The sequence below is a fragment of the Pseudomonas syringae group sp. 243L2 genome (genome assembly GCF_032587875.1).
Lineage (GTDB): Bacteria > Pseudomonadota > Gammaproteobacteria > Pseudomonadales > Pseudomonadaceae > Aquipseudomonas > Aquipseudomonas amygdali.
In genome coordinates, this window is sequence record NZ_JAWHPL010000028.1 from 20296 (window position 1) to 42220 (window position 21925).

At 58.9% G+C, this 21925-nt stretch carries 15 protein-coding genes and 1 pseudogene; 8 read left to right on the forward strand and 8 right to left on the reverse strand.

The window, feature by feature from the left end:
- Window positions 1–16 precede the first annotated feature (16 nt).
- Window positions 17–2407 carry a diguanylate cyclase gene (locus RYB66_RS19830; RefSeq protein WP_057404364.1) on the reverse strand — a complete coding sequence of 797 codons (2391 nt, stop codon included), beginning with the start codon at window positions 2405–2407 and terminating at the stop codon, window positions 17–19.
- A 140-nt stretch (window positions 2408–2547) separates the two neighbouring features.
- On the reverse strand, window positions 2548–4800 hold the full coding sequence (gene rlmKL / locus RYB66_RS19835; RefSeq protein ID WP_005746066.1) for a bifunctional 23S rRNA (guanine(2069)-N(7))-methyltransferase RlmK/23S rRNA (guanine(2445)-N(2))-methyltransferase RlmL: 2253 nt from the start codon (window positions 4798–4800) through the stop codon (window positions 2548–2550).
- 590 nt (window positions 4801–5390) lie between these two features.
- Here rlmKL and rmf point away from each other — a divergent pair.
- Entirely contained in the window at window positions 5391–5606 is a 216-nt protein-coding gene (gene rmf / locus RYB66_RS19840) for a ribosome modulation factor (RefSeq protein WP_002553055.1), read from the forward strand.
- Window positions 5607–5744: 138 nt separating this feature from the next.
- On the opposite strand, the gene RYB66_RS19845 is transcribed toward rmf, so the two are convergent.
- Window positions 5745–6776: a quinone-dependent dihydroorotate dehydrogenase gene (locus tag RYB66_RS19845; RefSeq protein WP_004659287.1), complete on the reverse strand. Its 1032-nt coding sequence runs from the start codon at window positions 6774–6776 to the stop codon at window positions 5745–5747.
- Window positions 6777–7027: 251 nt separating this feature from the next.
- Between RYB66_RS19845 and RYB66_RS19850 the strand changes: the two genes are divergently transcribed.
- The gene (locus tag RYB66_RS19850) at window positions 7028–8239 is read left to right on the forward strand and encodes a CmpA/NrtA family ABC transporter substrate-binding protein (RefSeq protein WP_219171286.1); all 1212 of its coding nucleotides are present in this window, start codon (window positions 7028–7030) and stop codon (window positions 8237–8239) included.
- A gap of 14 nt (window positions 8240–8253) precedes the next feature.
- On the forward strand, window positions 8254–8829 hold the full coding sequence (locus RYB66_RS19855) for an ANTAR domain-containing response regulator (RefSeq protein WP_002553052.1): 576 nt from the start codon (window positions 8254–8256) through the stop codon (window positions 8827–8829).
- A gap of 63 nt (window positions 8830–8892) precedes the next feature.
- On the opposite strand, the gene RYB66_RS19860 is transcribed toward RYB66_RS19855, so the two are convergent.
- The gene (locus tag RYB66_RS19860) at window positions 8893–10140 is read right to left on the reverse strand and encodes a glycoside hydrolase family 68 protein (RefSeq protein ID WP_316895235.1); all 1248 of its coding nucleotides are present in this window, start codon (window positions 10138–10140) and stop codon (window positions 8893–8895) included.
- Between the two features lie 899 nt (window positions 10141–11039).
- Here RYB66_RS19860 and RYB66_RS19865 point away from each other — a divergent pair.
- The 5 genes and pseudogenes from RYB66_RS19865 (at window position 11040) to cobA (ending at window position 18916) form a co-directional block, all read left to right on the forward strand.
- Window positions 11040–12251, forward strand: coding sequence for a nitrate/nitrite transporter (locus RYB66_RS19865; protein ID WP_002553050.1), 1212 nt, complete (start codon window positions 11040–11042; stop codon window positions 12249–12251).
- Window positions 12252–12258: 7 nt separating this feature from the next.
- The gene (locus tag RYB66_RS19870; protein ID WP_316895237.1) at window positions 12259–13920 is read left to right on the forward strand and encodes a bifunctional protein-serine/threonine kinase/phosphatase; all 1662 of its coding nucleotides are present in this window, start codon (window positions 12259–12261) and stop codon (window positions 13918–13920) included.
- A 277-nt stretch (window positions 13921–14197) separates the two neighbouring features.
- A pseudogene (locus tag RYB66_RS19875) lies at window positions 14198–15403 on the forward strand (NAD(P)/FAD-dependent oxidoreductase); the annotation flags it as partial.
- 20 nt (window positions 15404–15423) lie between these two features.
- The gene (locus RYB66_RS19880; protein WP_316895240.1) at window positions 15424–18144 is read left to right on the forward strand and encodes a molybdopterin-dependent oxidoreductase; all 2721 of its coding nucleotides are present in this window, start codon (window positions 15424–15426) and stop codon (window positions 18142–18144) included.
- A 10-nt stretch (window positions 18145–18154) separates the two neighbouring features.
- Window positions 18155–18916 (forward strand): uroporphyrinogen-III C-methyltransferase, encoded by a 762-nt coding sequence (cobA, locus tag RYB66_RS19885; protein ID WP_005746075.1) that lies wholly within the window; start codon window positions 18155–18157, stop codon window positions 18914–18916.
- An 87-nt stretch (window positions 18917–19003) separates the two neighbouring features.
- Here cobA and RYB66_RS19890 read toward each other — a convergent pair whose 3' ends face one another.
- From RYB66_RS19890 to RYB66_RS19905, 4 genes are all read right to left on the reverse strand, one after another.
- Window positions 19004–20038, reverse strand: coding sequence for an OmpA family protein (locus tag RYB66_RS19890; protein WP_002553044.1), 1035 nt, complete (start codon window positions 20036–20038; stop codon window positions 19004–19006).
- 105 nt (window positions 20039–20143) lie between these two features.
- Window positions 20144–20734 (reverse strand): RNA polymerase sigma factor SigX, encoded by a 591-nt coding sequence (gene sigX / locus RYB66_RS19895; RefSeq protein WP_316895242.1) that lies wholly within the window; start codon window positions 20732–20734, stop codon window positions 20144–20146.
- An 82-nt stretch (window positions 20735–20816) separates the two neighbouring features.
- Window positions 20817–21641 (reverse strand): mechanosensitive ion channel family protein, encoded by an 825-nt coding sequence (locus RYB66_RS19900; protein ID WP_002553042.1) that lies wholly within the window; start codon window positions 21639–21641, stop codon window positions 20817–20819.
- 2 nt (window positions 21642–21643) lie between these two features.
- Window positions 21644–21892 (reverse strand): hypothetical protein, encoded by a 249-nt coding sequence (locus RYB66_RS19905; protein WP_002553041.1) that lies wholly within the window; start codon window positions 21890–21892, stop codon window positions 21644–21646.
- Window positions 21893–21925 lie beyond the last annotated feature (33 nt).

A 21925-nucleotide genomic window follows, 5' to 3' on the forward strand; every position in this document is an offset into this window, starting at 1 on the left:
AGCGGGTCTGTGTGCGTCAGATCTGCTCAGGCTCGACCCGATCGCGACCGGCCTGTTTGGCGGCATAGACACCCGAGTCAGCGCGCAACAACATTGTGTCGATCCCCTCACCGGCTCTCCAGCTGGCGATGCCGAAGCTGGCCGTCACAACCTGATCGACGCCTTCGATAACCTGGTTACGCAAGCCCTCGCGCAGGCTCAAAGCCAGTTGATACGCCTGCGAACCCCGTGTGCCCGGGCAGATCACCATGAACTCTTCACCCCCAAGGCGGCAGAACACATCATCGCTACGCAGGCGCTGGCTGATCTTTTCCGAAATCGCCTTGAGCACCTGATCGCCTGCGGCATGCCCGAAACGATCATTGATGCGCTTGAAATGATCGATATCGAGCATGATGATCGACAGGTTACCGCCGTGCCGGTCGATCCTTTTCAGCTCGGCCTGCATGCGGTCCTGGAAATAGCGCCGGTTGTAGGCACCCGTCAGTACGTCGGTGACCGACAGCGCGCGCAACTCCTGTTCGACACGCTTGAGGTCGGTGATGTCGGACACAAAACCGTGCCATAGCACGCTGCCATCTACCAACCGTTCTGGCGTGGAAGCAGCGCGGAGCCAGCGCTGGCCCTTGCGTGGCAGGTCGACACGGTACTCCTCGCTCCAGGGTGTCAGATGCTTCGCGCTGGCCAGAATAGAGCTTCTGACGCGCGTCAGATCCGGTGGCTGGATACGTCGCAGAACGGCCTCGGAATCGCCCAGCAACTGCGCTTCATCGACTTCAAACAGCTCGCACATGCCAGCGCTGGCGTATCTGAAGCGCGCACTGCCGTCGATGGCCAGGTGATACTGATAAATGCCGCCAGGCACCTGCGAGCCAAGTTTTTTCAACAATTGCCCTTGTTCGGCAAGTGCTTCGTTGACGCGCTTGTGCTCCGTGACGTCGATGCACACCGCCAGATACCCGGTCCAGAGCCCCTGATCGTCGCGCACGGCGGTAACCAGCATGTTCACCACCAGGGTGCTGCCGTCACTGCGCTGCAGGGTCCACTCCTGCGAAGGGTGATGACCGTCTTGCACGGCGTCGAGAAACATCAGCCGGGAAGCGCTGATCGGGTGCCCGCGGTCCTTGCTCAATACACTCGCGCGGGCCTCCAGCTCGGACGGCTGATAAAGGTCCATGAGGCGCAGCCTGCCCAGTACCTCTTCCTGAGAATAACCCAGCATTTTCTGCGCACCGACGTTGAACGTCTTGATCAACCCATCCAGGTCGGTTGCAATGATCGCCACTTCGGTCGCGGCGTCCAGCACACTGCGCAATTGCCCGTGCGCCGCCCGTAACTGCTGCCCGCGCTGGCGCAACTCACGGGTACGCTGCGCCACACGCTGCAGCGCTCGCTGACGCTGGCTGATCAGGCTGTAGAGCAACGCGCTGAGCATCAGGCTCAAAAGCCCGCCAAGCCACAGCACCCGGCCCGGCATCATGGTCTGATTGCTCTGGCTGAAGATTTCCGTAGGGCGAACCTCGACCAGATAATCCCTGTCACCGAGGCTCAGCAGGCTGCTGGCATACAAATGATTGCGTACTGCTACGACCGGCGACTGGTAAACCTGCTCAGGCTTTGCCGGCGAACTGAGGTCAAGCATGGTGACCGCAAGATTGTCCTGCTCCGCTGTGCCGATGCTCATCAATTGCGTCAGGCTGATCACTGCAGTGACATAGCCTCTCAATTCGGAAGGCGACTGGCCGATGGAGAACACCGGCGCCACCAGCAAAATTCCGTACGTGTCTGACGGGTCAAGGGCCAACAGGCTGATACGAGGCGTTGCAACAATGCGCTTGAGCAAACGCGCACGCTCAAGAGCGACATGACGTACCGGCTCCGAGGCTATATCAAACCCCGACGGCGTCGGAACTTTGCTGAGTGTCTGGATGAATCGAACCGGAAAATACTCGTTGCGTACAGTGGCGGTTTTCAACGCACCGTTTTCATCCATTTCTCTTATGAAATATTCGGCTGAGCTCTCCTCGCGCGCCTGCTGTTCAAAAGCGGCCCGCTCCGCCAGCGTTACTTTCGGGTTCCAGGCGTAGGCCTGGGTTCCAATCAGCAATGGCGCGACAAAGCCGTCGAATTCCGATTGCTCGACCTGATGGGAAAAGATAAAGAAGCGACACAGGGTGTCCAGACGAGTGACCTGCCGGTCCAGACGCTCCTGAAGACGACTGAAGCGCTCCGCAGCAAGCATGTCGAAACGCTGGCGCAATTGACGCTGGTACAGCTCATTGTCGGCCAGCGCCAACATGATGGTAAGTGCCGCTCCGACCATCAATGCCAAAACGGCTATTGGCCACGCTGAGAGCTGGCCGTTGATGAAACTCAGAACTCTGAGCCTGAACCGTTTCGCTGTCATACACAGAAACTCATGACGCCAACATGCTGAAGCGTCAAGCTGGCTATGACTTCTGTTATAGCTATTCGCCAGTAATTTTCATAGGGAGCGATGAGCAAACCTGTACAAAACTGTTACAGGCAAGCTCATCACACACCGTATCAGGCACGCGCCATGATTTTCCAGGCGCGGTGAATCTTGCCGTTGCGGGCAAAATCCTGGTCGATGGTTTGCGCGGTAATATCCTCGACCGCATAGCGCTGACTCAGATTTTCATCGAGCACGAACTTGCGGAAGTTGTTGGAGAAGTACAGCACGCCACCCGGTGCCAGACGCGCCATGGCCAGATCGATCAGCTCGACCTGATCACGCTGCACATCAAAAATGCCTTCCATGCGCTTGGAGTTGGAGAACGTCGGCGGATCGATGAAGATCAGGTCGTACTCGTCGCGATTGGCCTGCAGCCAGGCCATCACGTCCCCTTGCTCCAGACGGTTCTTGTCGGAGAAGCCGTTCAGTGACAGGTTACGCCGCGCCCAGTCCAGGTAAGTACGCGACAAGTCGACGCTGGTGGTGCTGCGCGCGCCGCCCTTGGCGGCATGCACGCTGGCCGTCGCGGTGTAGGCAAACAAGTTCAGGAAGCGCTTGCCGGAGGCCTCGCGCTGGATACGCATACGCATCGGACGATGGTCGAGAAACAGGCCGGTGTCGAGGTAGTCGGTCAGATTGACCAGCAGCTTGACGCCGCCTTCACTGACTTCCAGAAACTGGCCCTGCGCGCTTTGACGCTCATATTGTTTGGTGCCGCTCTGACGCTCGCGACGTTTGATCACCACACGGTTCTTGTCAATGTTCAGCGCCTGCGGAATGGCCGCCAGTGCATCGAACAGCCGGGCCGAAGCCTTTTCCGGATCGATGGACTTGGGCGCTGCGTATTCCTGAACGTGAACCCAGTCGTGATACAGGTCGATCGCCAGCGAGTATTCAGGCATGTCGGCGTCGTAGACGCGGTAGCAATCGATACCTTCGCGGCGCACCCATTTGCCCATCAGCTTGAGGTTCTTTTGCAGGCGATTGGCAAACATCTGCCCGCCTTCGCTCAGGCGCGCCTGTTCGACCACCACCGGTTCCGGCTTGATCGGGTTGCCGTTCTTGTTGAGCTTTCTTTCAACAACTTCAACTTCGACAGGGTTCTCGCGCTCGATCTGACGCTGCTCGGGTGTGCGACGCTCGCCGGTCACGAACTGATCAGGCGTGACCTTGATCAGCAGCAATTTGCACGGCAAGGCACCGTTCCAGAACGAATACTGCTTGTGGCTGCGAATGCCCATGCGCTTGCCCAGGTCAGGCGCGCCGGTGAACACCGCAGCTTCCCAGTTAAGGCAGGCCTGACGCAGGCGCTCGCCCAGATTCTGGTAGAGATAAAGCAGGCTGGCTTCATCACCCAGGCGTTCGCCGTACGGAGGGTTGCAGATCACCAGACCTTTCTGGTTTTGATCCGGACGCGGTTCGAAGGTCGCGACTTCGCCCTGATAGACCTTGATCCAGTCACTCAGACCAGCACGTTCGATGTTGTTGCGCCCAGGCTGGATCAGCCGCGGATCGGCCTCGTAACCGCGAATCCATGAAGGCGTTTTGGCCAACCCGGCTTCTGCGCGGGCCAGCGCTTCGTCGTGCAGCTTGCGCCACAGCGCCGGGACGTGGCCCAGCCAGGCCGAGAAGCCCCAGCGTTCACGCTTGATGTTCGGGGCGATGTCGGCGGCGATCATCCCGGCCTCGACCAGAAACGTACCGACACCGCACATCGGGTCAGCCAGCGCGCCGCCCTCGGCAGCGATGCGCGGCCAGCCAGCGCGGATCAGGATCGCGGCGGCAAGGTTTTCCTTCAGGGGCGCAGCACCTTGCTGCAGGCGATAGCCGCGCTGGTGCAGGCTGTGGCCAGAGAGGTCGAGAGACAGAATGGCCTCGCCGCGATCCAGGCGCAGGTGCACGCGCAGGTCAGGGTTGATCTTGTCCACTGACGGCCGCTCGCCATCCGGAGTACGCAGCTTGTCGACGATCGCATCCTTGACCTTCAATGCACCGAAGTGGGTGTTATCGATGCCCGACCCGTGGCCACTGAACTCCACTGCGATGGTGCCATCGGACTCGAGATGATCATGCCACTCGACATCCAGTACGCCGTGATACAGGTCTTCGGCGTCCTTCATCGGGAAGCGCTTGAGCACCAGCAGCACGCGGTTGGCTAGCCGCGACCATAGACACAGCCGGTAGGCGGTCTCCATGTCGGCCGAGCCGCGAATGGCCGATGTGTGCTCGCGGGTCTCTTGCAGACCCAGTGCCGTAGCTTCCTCGGCAAGCAGTCCTTCGAGGCCTTTGGGGCAAGTAAGGAAAAGTTCGTAGCGATCCGACATGTGTATTCCAGGGCCTGAGCCGTCTGCGGCGGGCAACGCATTGCCCTGCCAGATTTGAACAGGCGTCTTTCGTGGAGAACGCCTGCGTGGCACGTGATGTGTGCCGGTCCACCGCATGATCCTGTCATGTCATTGCGGCAGTTTTCGGGAGTATTAGAACAGATATCCGCCGGGACGATGTCGGCAATAAAAAGACGTAATTAAAAAGTCACGCTGGAAAAGTCACATTTCTACCGTGCCCATCGCGACCCTTCGTCGCTTAACCAGCCAAGGCATTAGGCCACCATACGAGACTGACAAGCGATCTCATCTGGCTCGCAAACCCCTGCGTCAAAAGGGCTGCGCCAAACAATCAGTGTCTGACCAGACCATCGCTTATTGCTCGACAGACCTGAATGTGACGTGCTTATGACAAAACGATCATTCACACCGACCTGTGCTTTGGTTAGAAATCGTCTCAGGTCATCTCCGCAACGGTTATGACATCAAGGTCCGCGACGCCGGCAGCGGGCCCCAACGGCAGAAGATTCTGCCCGACCTCATCACGGGGTCTCAGGGATATTACAGTCAACAGACGAGGGCATTACCCTATGAGAAGACTTAAGCGTGATCCGTTGGAAAGAGCATTTTTACGCGGATATCAATACGGCGTTCATGGTAAATCCCGTGAGCTTTGCCCTTTTACTCTACCGTCAGTACGCCAGGCATGGATCAATGGCTGGCGCGAAGGACGCGGCGACAACTGGGACGGTATGACCGGCACTGCGGGCATCCACAGACTCAACGAACTTCACGCGGTCGGATGAGGCGATTCAAAGACTTTCAGGCCTCTGTCGGGCCACCCACATGATTGACTGATTCACACCTGTACCATGCACGCCCGACCCGGGCGGCGGGCCAACGCCCAGGGGCTCTCTCGAGGAGCCCCTTTTTTTACCTTCGATTCAGCGTACGGCCGGTGGCATTGCCGCAATGGCGTCCACCGATTCGCGAATCAGCGCAGGGCCCTTGTAGATGAAACCGGAATAGATCTGCACCAGACTGGCACCTGCGGCTATCTTCTCGGCGGCATGCCGGCCTTCAGTGATACCACCAGCGGCAATGATCGGCAGACGACCTGCCAGCTCACCGGCCAGCACCTTGACGATGTGCGTGCTTTTTTCCCGCACCGGCGCGCCCGACAGACCACCCGCTTCATCGCCATGCGGCAGCCCTTCCACGCCCTGGCGGCTGAGCGTGGTGTTGGTGGCAATCACCGCATCCATGCCCGACTCGATCAGTGCAGAGGCCACCAGCACGGTTTCTTCATCGCTCATGTCCGGGGCAATCTTGATCGCCAACGGCACGCGTCTGCCGTGCCGCTGCGTCAGTTCCTGCTGGCGCAGGCTCAGGGCCTGGAGCAGTTGCTTGAGCGAGTCACCGAACTGCAGACTGCGCAGCCCCGGCGTGTTGGGTGAGCTGACGTTGACGGTGACGTAGCTGGCGTGGGCATAGACCTTGTCCAGGCAGATCAGGTAATCGTCCACCGCACGCTCGACCGGCGTGTCGAAGTTCTTGCCGATATTGATGCCCAGAATGCCGCGATACTTTGCCGCCTGGACTCGGGACACCAGGTTATCGACGCCCAGATTGTTGAAGCCCATGCGATTGATGATCGCCTCGGCATGCGGCAGGCGGAAAATGCGCGGTTTGGGGTTGCCCGGCTGTGGACGTGGCGTCACAGTACCGATCTCGACGAAGCCGAAACCCAGCTGCGCAAAGCCATCAATGGCTGCACCGTTTTTGTCCAGACCTGCTGCCAGCCCCACAGGGTTGGGAAATTCCAGCCCCATCACACTGACCGGCAACTTCGCCGGGGACTTGCTCAGCAGGCCATTAAGGCCCAGCCGCCCGCCTGCACCGATCAGGTCCAGCGACAGGTCATGAGAGGTTTCCGGAGAAAGTTTGAACAGTAACTGGCGGGCCAGGTTATACATGGCGGGATGGGCTCGTGAGCAGCTGAATTCAGGGTGGCGATTATAGACGCGTGCAGGCCTGTCAGGCGAGGCGCGCGACAAACTTGTTGCTCACTCTTCCCCGGCGATGGCATATGCCTTGCTTGAAACCGCTATCGGCACTCACTCCAACGGCGGAGCGGTGCATGGACAACGGCGTCGCTTCGACACTTGCATTGCAATGGGTCGGACGACGCCTTTTTTCTGGACGGACCTTTGATGAAGCACGCGCGATGAACGAACGAACCGGTAATGCGCTGGACTGGGTGGCCGGTAGTGACGCCCCGGAAATGAACAGCCTGGACGTGGGCTTCATGGCATTGACCGACTGCGCCCCGCTGGTGGTTGCGGCCACTCAGGGTTTCGCCCAGCCATACGGCCTGAGCCTGAACCTCGAGCGTCAGACCTCCTGGGCCGGGCTGCGCGACAGACTGGTCAGCGGGCAGTTGCAGGCGGCACACAGCCTGTATGGTCTGATCTATGCGGTGGAACTGGGCATCAGCGGTGGTCCGGCGACCGACATGGCCATCCTCATGGGACTCAACCAGAACGGCCAGTGCATCAACCTGTCCCGCGAGTTGCAGGAGGCGGGCGTGATCACTCCTGAAGCACTGGACAAACGCGCGCACCAAAGCGGATCAAGGCTGACCTTCGCGCAGACCTTCCCCACCGGCAACCACGCCATGTGGCTCTACTACTGGCTGGCCAGCCAAGGCATCCATCCGCTCGATGATGTGACCAGTGTCGTGGTGCCACCCACGCAAATGGCGCAACACCTGCAGGCTGGGCGCATCGACGGTTTCTGCGTCGGCGAACCCTGGGGCGCCAGCGCCGTTCAGCAGCAACTGGGCTTCACCATGGCGACCAGCCAGTCGATCTGGCCGGATCACCCGGGCAAGGTGCTGGGCTGTACCCGTGAGTTCGTCGAGCAGAACCCCAACACCGCCAGAGCGCTGATCATGGCCGTACTGGAAGCGAGCCGTTTCATCGAGCAAAGCGACCATAACCGGCGCAGCACCGCACAGTTGCTCAGCGGTGCGGATTATCTGGATACCTCGCCGGACTGCATCGAGCCACGCCTGCTTGGCCACTACAGCGACGGCCTCGGCAATCACTGGCAGGACCCACATGCAGTCAGTTTCCATGATCAGGGGCAGGTCAATTATCCGTGGCTGTCCGACGGCATGTGGTTCATGACTCAGTTCCGGCGCTGGGGCCTGTTGCGTGAAGATCCTGACTACCTCGCTGTCGCCAGCCGTGTCCAGCAACTGGACCTGTATCGCCAGGCAGCTGATGCGCTGGGCATCGACGCCCCCACTGCAACCCTGCGCAGCAGTCAGTTGATCGATGGCAAGGTCTGGGACGGCAGCGATCCGGCGGGCTACGCGCGTAGCTTCAAGCTCCATTCGCTGGCCGCCAACGCGCCCGCTGTGGCCAGTCGTTGACGGAGAACGTGACCATGCTGCGTATCCTGCTTATCAATGACACGGCCAGAAAAGTCGGTCGCCTCAAATCGGCATTGATAGAGGCCGGTTTTGAAGTAATCGACGAATCCGGACTGATCATCGACTTGCCCGCCCGCGTTGAAGCGGTGCGCCCGGACGTCATCCTGATCGACACCGAATCGCCAGGACGCGACGTAATGGAGCAAGTGGTGCTGGTCAGCCGTGACCAGCCGCGGCCCATCGTGATGTTCACCGACGAGCACGATCCGGGCGTGATGCGCCAGGCAATCAAGTCCGGGGTCAGTGCGTATATCGTCGAGGGTATCCAGGCCCAACGGTTGCAACCGATTCTGGACGTGGCGATGGCCCGTTTCGAGAGCGATCAGGCACTGCGTGCGCAACTGCATGCCCGCGATCAGCAACTGGCCGAACGCAAGCGCATCGAGCTGGCCAAGGGGCTGCTGATGAAAATGAAGGATTGCAACGAGGAAGACGCATACACCCTGATGCGGCGTCAGGCGATGAGTCGCCAGCAAAAGCTGATTCAGGTGGCCGAGCAAATTATCGCGATGAGCGAGTTGCTGGGGTAAACGAGCGAAGAACGCCTGCTCGCACAGGCGTTCTTCCGCTACCAGGTTAATGCGTGCAGTCGGTCAGCTCAGCACCACGTTCTTCATCGCGGGGATGTAGCCGTAGTCATACACTTCCTGCACAAACGAGCGATCGCCCTCCAGTAGAATCCTCACCGTCGGTGCCTCGGTACCGCCAATGCGGTAATCCTCGCCAGAGGTGGGTACGCTGTCGATGAACGAGGTCACCAGACCGTTCGGCATCACACAGTGCGAGTAGGTCTGAAATGGCTGTGCAGGCGGATTGCCCAACACCAGGCCGGAAGCGTTCATCGGCCGGTAAGGCCCGAACAAATGCTCGCCGACAAACCCGTAAACACCATCCGGACCCGTAACACCATCGGCATAAGTAAACTTGTGGCTGATGGTGAACAAGTAATACTTGCCGTCCTGAAAGACATAATGCGGGCGTTCAGTCTGATCATTGACGCCTACTGCGGTGACCAGCGGCGGAAGTATTTCCCACTCATCACCACTGAGGTCTTTCGCAACGGCCAGTCCGATACAACCGACTTGAAATCTGGCACCGCCTGTTTCCTCATGACCTGGCGGAACAGGACCAAGTTCTGCGGCGCCTACTGTATGCGTGCCGCGTTCGCCGGCGACATTGCCTTCAAAAACCATGTACAACTTGCCATCATTGGGATCAATAAACGGACTGGGGTCGCGAAAGTTCCAGGTCGAGTTCTGCGCTTCGGTTTGGTAATATTTGCCGTCGGCCTCGAACAGTGTTTTCACCTCCGTAAAGTCTTTCAATTCCACGCCCTTGTCGGACGTCACAATACGGCCACGTACTTTGGCAATTGCCGCCCCCGGCGTTACACAGGTGTAGTACAGGTCGATATCGCCTTTATCATTCAACAGTACGGGTGTGCCCGCCCACTCCCGGGTGGTTGGCGACACACCTTCGGCCATTACCCGGCCACCGAAGATCCAGTCCTTTCCGGTGCGCGAGTACCAGTAGCACATGCGTGCCCGGCCATGACGATCTTCCCAGTCACGCTTGATGTCATAGCGGCCATTGGCACCGACATACTGCGGATCGTCGGGGTGGCGGTCAGCCGTCAGCGTGACGATTACCGACCAGCCGTTGACTGAAACCACGGTGCCGTCAAGCTCGCGCAACGGCATGGTGTCCCAGATGAATACAGTATCACTCATGACCGGAAAATCCGGGCTTACCAGAGGCTGCGTGGTAGTCGGATCATTTTCATTGACCTTCAGCGCATCAGCTCTGGACCAGATGGTGGATGCGTAATTGATGTTACTCATGATGATGTCCTTTATTGGCGCCTGCAATGAAGCGCGAAGAGGAAGACAGCCCGGTCGGCGCGGCTGTATTGCCGGGAGGTACCCGGGATCGGTGTTTCAAGCCCTTGGGGGCAACTGAAAACCGGAAAAAGAGCGAGTAGCCGATTACTTTTTAAAAAGTAAACATTTATCGAAATTGACAGGCAATTTGCAATTACAGATCGCCGTAGTGAAGAGTAAATTCATTTCCTGATGGATGAGCCGTGTTAATCACGGTGCAATGAATGCTGTCAGAGATGCCGGGCAATGTAAATTAAATATTGAGACTGGTGTTATCGTACAACCTCAATAAACAGAATATTAATAAATATTAACACTTCTTGATCAGCGCTATTAAAACCGTCATACAAGCACGTCAAAACAGCATCACAATGACAGTACTTAACACCAACACTAATGGCACATGAAATAATAATACCGCCATTGAACTTTAATAAACTCTTCAATGGCCATGCGTGATCTTGCCCTTTCAGGCTGCAGACTGTCGCTCGCGGCGCGCCCTGTTTTACAGCGCTTTGCTGGCGAGCGCCCGCTTCAAGGTCACTGACCGGCCCTCGCCTGCTTCCCGGGAATCACCCAAACCCGCTCGCAGCTTGCGGCTAATCGCTTGCAACGCCATTGGCCCATCTCTTGCTTTAGCAATCGCACGGTAGCCAACGGCGGCTATCACCTTTTTACGACAAAGACGTCGCTCATCTCTTTCCGCTCATGTGGACAGAGAGGCGACGTTTTTTGCGTTTTGGCCCCGGCGACGGGGCCGGTGGAGTCGCCGTCATTCGGAACACTCCACCACAGCGTCTGGAATACCCGTGTCGCGGTCATGGCCCGACTGACTAACTAGCAGATGATGAGGTGTACACATGGATACAAGCTTCTGGAAGGCAGGCCATAAACCGACCCTGTTTGCGGCGTTTCTCTATTTCGACCTGAGTTTCATGGTCTGGTATCTGCTTGGCCCGCTGGCGGTGCAGATTGCCACTGACCTGCACCTGACCACTCAGCAACGTGGCCTGATGGTCGCCACGCCGATTCTGGCGGGTGCCGTGCTGCGCTTTTTCATGGGCCTGCTGGCGGACCAGCTGTCGCCCAAGACTGCTGGCATCATTGGCCAGGTGATTGTCATCGGCGCACTGCTGGCGGCCTGGCAACTGGGCATTCACACCTACGGTCAGGTACTGCTGCTGGGCCTGTTCCTGGGTATGGCCGGTGCTTCATTCGCCGTCGCGCTGCCCCTGGCGTCGCAATGGTATCCACCGCAGCACCAAGGCAAGGCGATGGGCATAGCCGGTGCGGGCAACTCGGGCACCGTACTGGCAGCATTGATCGCGCCGGTACTGGCCGCCAGTTTCGGCTGGGGCAACGTATTCGGCCTGGCGCTGATCCCGCTGGTTCTGACCCTGATCGCTTTCACGCTTATGGCGCGCAACGCCCCGGAGCGCAGCAAGCCCAAATCCATGGCGGATTACCTAAAGGCGCTGGGTGATCGTGACAGCTGGTGGTTCATGTTTTTCTACAGCGTGACGTTCGGCGGCTTCATCGGCCTGGCCAGCGCCCTGCCCGGCTATTTCAACGACCAATATGGCTTGAGCCCGATTACTGCCGGTTACTACACCGCTGCCTGTGTCTTCGGCGGCAGCCTGATGCGCCCTCTCGGTGGCGCGCTGGCTGACCGCTTTGGCGGGATTCGTACGTTGACCGTGATGTACGCCGTTGCGGCCATCGGTATCGCGGCGGTGGGTTTCAACCTGCCAAGTTCGTGGGCAGCACTGGCTCTGTTCGTTGCCGCGATGCTGGGCCTGGGTGCCGGTAATGGCGCAGTCTTTCAGCTGGTTCCGCAGCGTTTCCGCAAGGAAATCGGGGTCATGACCGGCCTGATCGGCATGGCCGGCGGCATCGGTGGCTTCCTGCTGGCAGCGGGTCTGGGCACCATCAAACAGAACACTGGCGATTACCAGTTGGGCCTATGGCTGTTCGCAGGCCTGGCAGTGCTGGCCTGGTTCGGTCTGCTTAACGTCAAGCGTCGCTGGAGAACCACCTGGGGTTCGGCGGCTGTGACCGCGGCGCGAGTCTGAACCGCCGATGACGCTGCAACTGCAGTTCGCTCAATTCAGCGCCAGCGGTCCGCGCGCAGAAAATCAGGATGCTCTGCGCCTGGTGACTCCGGCCCCGACACTGGCCGCCAGCAAGGGCTATCTGTTCGCCCTTGCCGACGGCGTCAGCCAGTGTGCCGATGGCGCACTGGCTGCGCAGTCCACGCTACAGGCGCTGGCGCTCGACTATTACGCCACGCCGGAAACCTGGGGCGTGGCCCAGTCTCTCGACCGCCTGCTGCTGGCGCAGAATCGCTGGCTGCTGGCCAATGGTTTACTGACTACCCTCAGCGCTCTGGTGCTGCGCGGACGACGCTTCACCCTTGCCCATGTCGGTGACTGCCGGGCTTATCGCTGGCAGGCCGGTACGCTAAAGCGCATCAGTGAAGACCACGTCTGGGAACAGGCCGACATGCAGCATGTGCTCAAGCGCGCGCTGGGCCTGGACCAATACGTGGTCATGGACTATCTGGACGGCGAGCTGTGTGAAGGTGAGCGGCTGTTGCTGGTCAGCGACGGTATCTGGGCAACTCTTGGCGATGCAAGCATCCGCTCGATTCTGACCGAGCAGGACAACCTCGACTCGGCGGTGAAAACCCTGGTCAGCGCGGCGCATCTGGCAGGCAGCCAGGACAATGCCAGCGCCCTGCTGATTCAGGTCGATAGCCTGGGCGAGGACGATCTGGGGGACACGCTGCTGCAATTGCAGCAATGGCCACTGCCACCCGCGCTCAAGGCGGGCCAGGCCTTCGAAGGCTGGACGGTTGGCAATATCGCGGCGCAGTCGCGCCAGTCCATCCTTTATCGGGTGACCGATACCCACGGCCAACCGTGGCTTCTGAAAACCCTGCCCGCCAGCCGACATGACGAATCGGGTGCTGGCCAGGGGTTATTGCTTGAAGAGTGGTTTTTGCGCCGGGTTGCCGGGCGCTTCTTTCCCGAGGTCCATCCGTTGGCAGACCGTCAGCACCTGTATTACGTGATGCGCGAGTATTGCGGAAATACACTGGCCGAGGTTTTCACGCGCAACGGGCCGCTGCCGCTGGCTCAATGGCAGGACCTCGCGACCCGACTGTTGCGCGCTGCGGGCCTGCTGCATCGGCGCAACATCATTCATCGCGATATCAAACCGGAAAACCTGTTGCTGGCAGATGATGGCGAACTGCGCCTGCTGGATTTCGGCCTGGCTTACTGCCCAGGATTGTCAACTGGCAACGCTGACGACTTGCCCGGCACCCCGAGCTACATCGCCCCGGAAGCCTTCAACGGCGCTGAGCCGCATCCGCAGCAAGATCTGTATGCGGCAGGCGTCACGCTGTACTACCTGCTGACAGGCCACTACCCCTATGGCGAGATCGAAGCCTTTCAGCATCGCCGCTTCGGCACGCCGATCGCCGCCAGCCGTTATCGACCGGATCTGCCGCAATGGCTGAGCCAGAGTCTGGACAAGGCACTGCAAGCCGACCCGCACCAGCGTTACGAAACCGCCGAGCAGTGGTTGCTGGAAATGGAGCAGGCCGAGCATCGCCCGGTGGTAGCAAAACCGCGCCCGTTGCTGGAACGCGAACCGCTCAAAGTCTGGCAAACGCTGGCACTGATCTCGATGCTGCTCAATCTCCTCCTGGTGATCTGGCTCATGAGCCATCACTGAACCAGACCGCCCTGCTTCTGTGCAGCACGCCTCAACGCAGTGCAGAAATAGCCTGAGGCATCGACCGAAATCCCCTTTACGCAAGTGAATGCGAGTTGGCACAGGCGCTGCATGGTCTTGTGCAGATCATTCATAACGCGTAGCCCTCAACGATGAAGGCTGCGCCTCCCGATAGAACGGGACCGGACAAAGGCGTCCCCGTCAGGCAACTGGCGGGACGCCTTTTTTTGTTTGCGCGAAACGTGTCGAGCACGCGCTGCAGTGACTCGGAGGCAAGATGAAAAAACTCAAACTGGTGATGATAGGCAACGGCATGGCCGGCGTGCGCACACTCGAAGAGTTGCTGAAACTGAGCGAAGACCTGTATGACATCACGGTCTTCGGTGCCGAGCCACACCCCAACTACAACCGCATCATGCTGTCCCCAGTGCTGGCAGGCGAGCAGAATTTCGAAGACATCGTGCTCAACGATCTGGCCTGGTACGAAAGCAACGGTATCCAGTTGTTGCTGAACCGTCGCGTGGTGAAGATCGACCGCATCAAACGCGTGGTAATCGCCGATGACGGCACCCAGGCCTCTTACGATCGCCTGCTGATCGCCACCGGCTCACGACCCTTTATTCTGCCGGTTCCCGGCAATACGCTGGAAGGCGTCATCGGCTACCGCGACATCGGCCACACCCGTCAGATGATCGATACCGCCGTCACACACAAACGCGCAGTGGTCATCGGCGGCGGCCTGCTCGGGCTCGAAGCTGCCAACGGCCTGAGCCTGCGCGGCATGCAGGTCACTGTGATTCACAACGGCCAGACGCTGCTGGAGCGCCAACTGGACAAAACCAGCGGGCTGATGCTGCAAGCCGCGCTGGAAAAGCGCGGCCTGGGTTTTCGCCTCAACGAACAGACCGAAGCCTTGCTCGGCGATGATCTGGGCCGCGTACGCGCAGTACAATTCAAAAGCGGCGAGGTGATCGACACCGATCTGGTGGTCATGGCCGCAGGCATACGCCCCAACACCGAATTGGCCGAACAGGCTGGTCTGCCCTGCAACCGGGGCATTCTGGTCAACGATACCTTGCAGACCTACGACCCGCGCATCTATGCGATTGGCGAATGCGTCAGCCATCGCGGCATCGCTTACGGGCTGGTGGCGCCGCTGTTCGAGCAGGCCCGGGTGTGTGCCAATCACCTTGCCCAACTGGGCTTTGCCCGTTATCCGGGGTCAGTGACCTCGACCAAGCTGAAAGTCACCGGCATCGACCTGTTTTCCGCCGGGGACTTTCTGGGTGCTGAAGGCACTGAAAGCATCACCCTCTCGGACCCCATCGGCGGCGTCTACAAAAAGCTGGTGATCAAGAACGACGTACTGGTCGGCGCCTGCCTTTATGGCGACACCGCGGACGGAAGCTGGTACTTGCAGCAGATACGTGATGGCCAGGGCATTGATGCCATACGCAATCACCTGATATTCGGCAAACCCGCCGCGCCAGAGGCCGCCTGCGCATGACCAGCCTCGCCATTCAGACCACTCGGGTGACCCCGTCCACCTGCTGCTATTGCGGCGTTGGCTGCGGCGTGCTGATCGAGCATGACGGGCAGAATATCCTCGGCGTCAGCGGTGACCCGAAGCACCCGGCCAACTTCGGCAAGTTGTGCAGCAAAGGTTCAAGCCTGCACCTGACCGGGGACATCGAAGCGCGCGCACTGTATCCGGAACTACGCCTGAGCAAAGGCCTGGCACGCAGCGTCACCGATTGGGACACCGCGCTGGAGCACGCGGCCAACGTCTTCGCCGACAGCATCCGCGAGCACGGCCCCGACAGCGTCGCATTCTATATTTCCGGCCAGTTGCTGACCGAGGACTATTACGCGTTCAACAAGCTGGCCCGTGCACTGGTCGGCACCAACAATATCGACAGCAACTCACGGCTGTGCATGTCTTCGGCCGTGGCCGGCTACAAGCGCAGCCTGGGCGCCGACGCACCGCCTTGCAGCTATGAAGATATCGAACTGAGCGATTGCGTGATGATCGTCGGCAGCAACATGGCCTACGCGCACCCGATTCTGTTTCGTCGCCTGGAAGAAGCAAAAAGCCGTCGCCCGCAGATGAAACTCATCGTCATCGACCCACGGCGCACCGATACCTGCGAACTGGCGGACCTGCACCTGGCGATTCAGCCTGGCACCGACGTTGCGCTGTTTCACGGCATCCTCCATGTGCTGATCAGTGAAAGCCTGATTGATCCCGAGTTCATTGCCTCACACACACAGGGCTATGAGGCGCTGTCAGCGCTGGTACGAGATTACCCGCCTGAACGCGTAGCAAACCTCTGCGGCATTACCCAGGAACAGCTATACACCTGCGCCAGTTGGGTGGGTGAAGCTCCGGGCTTTCTGTCGCTGTGGTGCATGGGGCTGAATCAATCCACTGCGGGAAGCGCAAAAAACAGCGCACTGATCAACCTGCACCTGGCCACCGGGCAGATCGGCCGACCCGGCGCAGGCCCCTTTTCGCTTACCGGCCAACCCAATGCCATGGGCGGACGTGAAACCGGCAGCCTGTCCAACCTGCTGCCCGGCCATCGCGACGCAGCCAATCCCGAACACCGTGCGCAGGTTGCGCACTACTGGGGTGTCGACAGCCTGCCCGCCAAGCCCGGTTTGTCGGCCATCGAACTGTTCGAACAACTGCAGAACGGTACGATCAAGGCATTGTGGATTGCCTGTACCAACCCGGCACAATCACTGCCCGATCAGAACAGAATCCGACAGGCGCTGGAAACCTGCCCGTTTGTGGTACTTCAGGAGGCCTTCAAGACCACCGAAACAGCGCGCTATGCCGACCTGTTGCTGCCTGCCGCCAGCTGGGGCGAGAAAGAAGGCACGGTGACCAACTCGGAGCGGCGCATCTCCAATGTCCGCAAAGCCATTGCGCCCCCCGGCGAAGCGCGCTCCGACTGGGCAATCACCGTGGACTTCGCCCAACGTCTGCAAAAGCGCCTGCAACCCGATACACCTGCGCTGTTTGCCTTCCACACACCCAAGGCCTTGTTCGATGAGTTCAAAGGCCTGACGGCCGGGCGGGATCTGGATATGTCCGGAATCGACCGCCAGCTCATCGACCTCCATGGCCCGCAGCAATGGCCCTTCCCTCGCGGTGCAAGCGTGGGCACGCCACGCCTGTATACCGATGGTATTTTCCCCACTGACTCGGGCCGTGCGCAGTTTTTATCCGAGCCTTACATCGCCGCCAAAGAGCTGCGCGATGCTGACTACCCACTGATACTCAACACCGGCAGGCTGCGCGATCAATGGCATGGCATGAGCCGCACCGGCACCGCTGCGCGGCTGTTCGGGCATGTCAGCGAAGCGCTGTTGAGCCTCAACCCTCAAGACATGCAACGTTATGACCTGCAACCTGGCGATCTGGTCAAGCTGATCAGCCGACGCGGCGAACTGTTGTTGCCCGTCGGCGGCGATGACAGTGTTGCCTGCGGTCAGGCCTTCTTGCCGATGCACTGGGGCGACCGGTTTCTCAAGGGCGGCGTAAACGCTCTGACTCAGCCAGCCTTCGACCCGATCTCGAAACAACCGGAACTCAAGCATTCCGGGGTCAAAATCGAAAAAGCTCATCTGCCCTGGCAGTTTTTCGCGCTTATTGAGGGCAATGTGCAGCAGCAAATGGAAAGGCTGCGTCCCCTGTGCGACGTGTTTACCTACCTGAGCATGGGCCTTGCCGGACGCGAACGTCCTGCATTGATCATACGCGCCGCCAGCGCCGAAGCGCCTGATCCGATGCTGCTGCAGCACATTGACCAGGTACTGGGCCTCGATGAAGGGCCAGTCATGGCTTATGACGACCCCAAACGCTCAATTGGCAAGCGGGTGCGTATCGACAACGGCCGAATTACTGCCATCCGCCTGGCCGGTGAAACGCTTGCCCGACACTGGCTCCAGGCGCTATGGCTGGAAGAACGCATTGATGCTTCGCTGCGGCGCTGGCTGCTGGCCCCGCTCAGTAGCGAGCCTGGCAAAGACTCGACGCAGGCCTTCGACAAGACCTTGTGCAACTGCATGAACGTCAGCCAGAGCGCAGTAAAGGAAGGTATCGAGCGCGGCCTGGACCTGAATCAACTCAAGACACAACTGGGTTGCGGGACCCAATGCGGTTCCTGCGTGCCTGAAATAAAAAGACTGATCAACACCGTGGCGGTTACCCAATGAGGAGTGCAGCATGAGCGCAAAAGTATGGCTGGTGGGTGCCGGTCCTGGTGACCCGGAACTACTGACCCTCAAGGCAGTGCGTGCCTTGCACGAAGCCGACGTGGTGCTGATAGATGATCTGGTCAATACCGCAGTGCTTGAGCACTGCCCGAATGCGCGAGTGATCGCGGTCGGCAAACGCGGCGGTTGCCGTTCAACGCCACAAGCGTTCATCCATCGCCTGATGCTGCGCTATGTACGTCAGGGCAAATGCGTTGTGCGCCTCAAGGGTGGCGATCCGTGCATCTTTGGCCGTGGCGGTGAAGAGGCGCAGTGGTTGCAGGAACGCGGCGTCGCGGTGGAACTGGTCAACGGGATCACGGCGGGGCTCGCCGGCGCAACACAATGCGGCATTTCGCTGACCCTGCGCGGCATAAGCCGTGGCGTGACACTGGTCACTGCCCATACCCAGGACGACAGCAGCCTCAACTGGCAGGCCCTTGCACAAGGCGGAACTACTCTGGTGGTTTACATGGGCGTGGCAAAGCTGGCTGAAATTCGCGAGAGCCTGCTGGCTGGCGGAATGAGTGGCGAAATGCCGGTGGCGATGATCGAGAATGCTTCGCTGCCCTGGCAGCGCGAGTGCCGCAGCACGTTGAACGCAATGCAGCGCGACGCCAGCGCTTTCGAGCTGAAGAGCCCTGCCATTCTGGTGATCGGCGCGGTTGCTGCGTGCAGCAATGAGCTGCTGAATGAAACGCTGATTGATCACGCACAGCTGAGTGCTGGCTGACCGTGCCTCCTGAGTAGCGTCTGCCTGAGCAAATCGCAGGCAAAGAAAAGCCCGGCCTGAGCCGGGCTTTTCAGTACAAGCGGCTAATTACTTAGCTTGAGCTTCTACTTCTGCTTCTACGCGACGGTTAACTGCGCGGCCAGCTTCAGTTGCGTTGTCAGCAACTGGGCGGGATTCGCCGTAACCAACCGAGTTTACGCGGCTAGCGCCAACACCGTACTGGTTAACCAGAACCTGTTTAACGGCGTTTGCACGACGCTCGGACAGTTTTTGGTTGTAAGCGTCAGGACCGACGGAGTCAGTGTGACCTTCAACAGTGGTGGTGGTCTGTGGGTACTGCTGCATGAAGTCAGCGAGGTTCTTGATGTCGCCGTAGCTGTTAGGCTTGACTACGGATTTGTCGAAATCGAACTTCACGTCCAGCTCAACACGAACGACTTCGGCAACTGCTGGGCAGCCATCAGCATCAACAGTTACGTTGGCTGGGGTGTCCGGGCACTTGTCGACGTTGTCGCACACGCCGTCGTTGTCGCTGTCGGAGCACACTTCAGCTACTGGAGCTGGTGCTGCTTCGACTTTCTTGCTGCCGCCGCCGAAGTTTACACCGATACCGACGCTAGGCGCCCACTCGGTGTTGCCTTGGTCGATGTTGTACTGAGCTTCAACGCCTGCACGGGCATAGAAGTTGTCAGTGAAGTACAGCTTGGCGCCGCCGCCGATGTTGGCGAAGGTAGAACCGTCACGGCCGTTGCGAGCGTCTTGACCGATGCTTTGGTCAGAGAAACCGGCAGACAGGTAAGGACGCAGCATGTCGCCTGGGTTGTTGAAGTGGTACAGAGCGTCCAGAGCGGTGTTGGCGCCCTTGATGTTCTTGCCACTGTCGCTACGGACGTTGTGGACTTCGTCGTAGCCCAGACGCAGTTCAACATCGTCAGTCAGGAAGTAGCCAACGGAGCCGCCGAACAGGTTGCCGTCGTTTTTGAAGTTACGATCGCTGTCGTAGTATTCTTTCTTGGCGAAGCCTTCGATTTCGACCGCGCCTTGGCCTTGAGCCAGAGCGCCGAACGAAGTTGCGGCAACAATAGTACCAATGGCCAAGCCCAAGGTGTTTTTCAGTTTCATCCGTTAAATCCCCATCTGATGATTATTAAGCAGTCCCACACAGGGGGACAACTCAGCGGCGAGTCTACCAGACCTTGCCAGTTTGTTAGAGATATTTGCACCGTATTAAGTTTCGGCGATTCCCGCAAATTTCTCTCGTAATTTATCTACAGCCCGCTTGTAACGCATTTTCGTTGCGCTCAAGCCCATGTGCATGATGTCAGCAATCTCCTGGAATTCAAGTTCTGCAACAAAACGCAGGACCAGAATCTCCCGATCGATCGGGTTCACATACACAAGCCAGCGATCAAGTCCGCCCCGCTCTTCAGGTTTGGGCGTCTTTTCTTCCGACGCTTCCTCAAGTGGATCCAGACTCAAAGCGTCCATCAAGCGACGCTTACGCCGTTCCTTTCTGTACTGCGTGATGCATTCATTGTAGGTGATGCTGTAAAGCCAGGTCTTAAATTTAGATTTACCTTCAAAATTTTTCAACCCATACAACACCTTAAGCATCACCTCCTGACAGACATCGTCAGCATCGCGATCGTTCCCTAAATAACGTGCGCAGACGTTAAAAAGTGTTCTCTGGTAACGACGCATCAATTCTTCATAAGCCCGCGTCACATTGAATAGCTCAACATGGGCGCGCGCGACCAGCTCCTCATCAGAGAGCTCGCGGGGATCGTAGCGCGTCGAAAACGGTTGAGGTTTATTCAAAACAAATCTTGCCGACAGTCAGGTCAGTGTCCGCCACGGCCTGTATCGGCAACCTGGCGGCATACATTAGCAGGTTAGCCGCTTAACGGCTGCTTACTCTCTGCTCGAGAAGGATGCGGTTGGAAAACGACACCAGCTCCCCCTCGTCTGTCAGCAACGTTGTCTTGACCGTACCGATTTCCTCGATCTGACCTTCCGTATCGCCCACCCGCACCTGCTGGCCCACCTGAAACAGCTCACGAACATAAATTCCGGCGATGATCTGCCCGGCAATCTCCCGACTGCCGAGGCCAAGGGCAAGCGCCACTGTCAGACCAACGGTAATCAAGGCAATCACAATAACGTGGTTCAGCAGGTCGGTCTTGACCTCAAGCTGGCTGATCGCAACCGAAATACTGATGATGATGACCAGGCCTTGAGCTATTCGTCCCAGGCCTGCGGAGTAGTCGATACCTACGCCTTCGGCTGCGCCGCGTACCAGCCCATTGACCAGTTGCGCCAGCAGCACGCCGACCAGCAAGACCAGCGCCGCACCAAATACCTTGGGCAGATACAGCGCCAACATGTCCAGCGTAGCTGAAACCCGCTGCAGCCCCAGCGATTCGGCAGCCGAAACGAGGAAAATCAGTAATACAAACCAATACACGATCTTGCCGATCAGCGTTGAGATCGGCACCTTGACGCCGGCGCGGCCGATGATCTTGGTCAGACCTGTACCGCCGACCAGACGATCCAGGCCCAGTTTGGCCAGCAGTTTGGAAAGCAGCGCGTCGAGCAGTTTGGCCACGACAAAACCCAGCAGCACCACAACAAGCGCGCCGAACAGGTTAGGGATGAAATTTGCGACTTTGGTCCACAATGCAGTCATTGCAGCAAGAAGGCTCTGGGTCCAGAGATTCAATTCCATGCTCAATCAGCCTTATCGATAGAACGGGCACCCGGAATGGTGCGGCGAGAAACAGGAGAGACGTGGGCAGAGCCGTTGTTCACGGCGATCATCAGTGCCTCTGACCAACGGCCCAGCAACCCGAACAACACACCGGCACCGACCTGGCGATTGGCGGTTTTCAGGACGCGTCCCAGACATGCGTCATCATCCCGGCTGGAGGATGAAGAATTGAGCATGTCGCGTAAAGATTCTTCAAACGGATCGTGCATCAGGCACCTCACGTAATGTCAGTCAAAGACGCG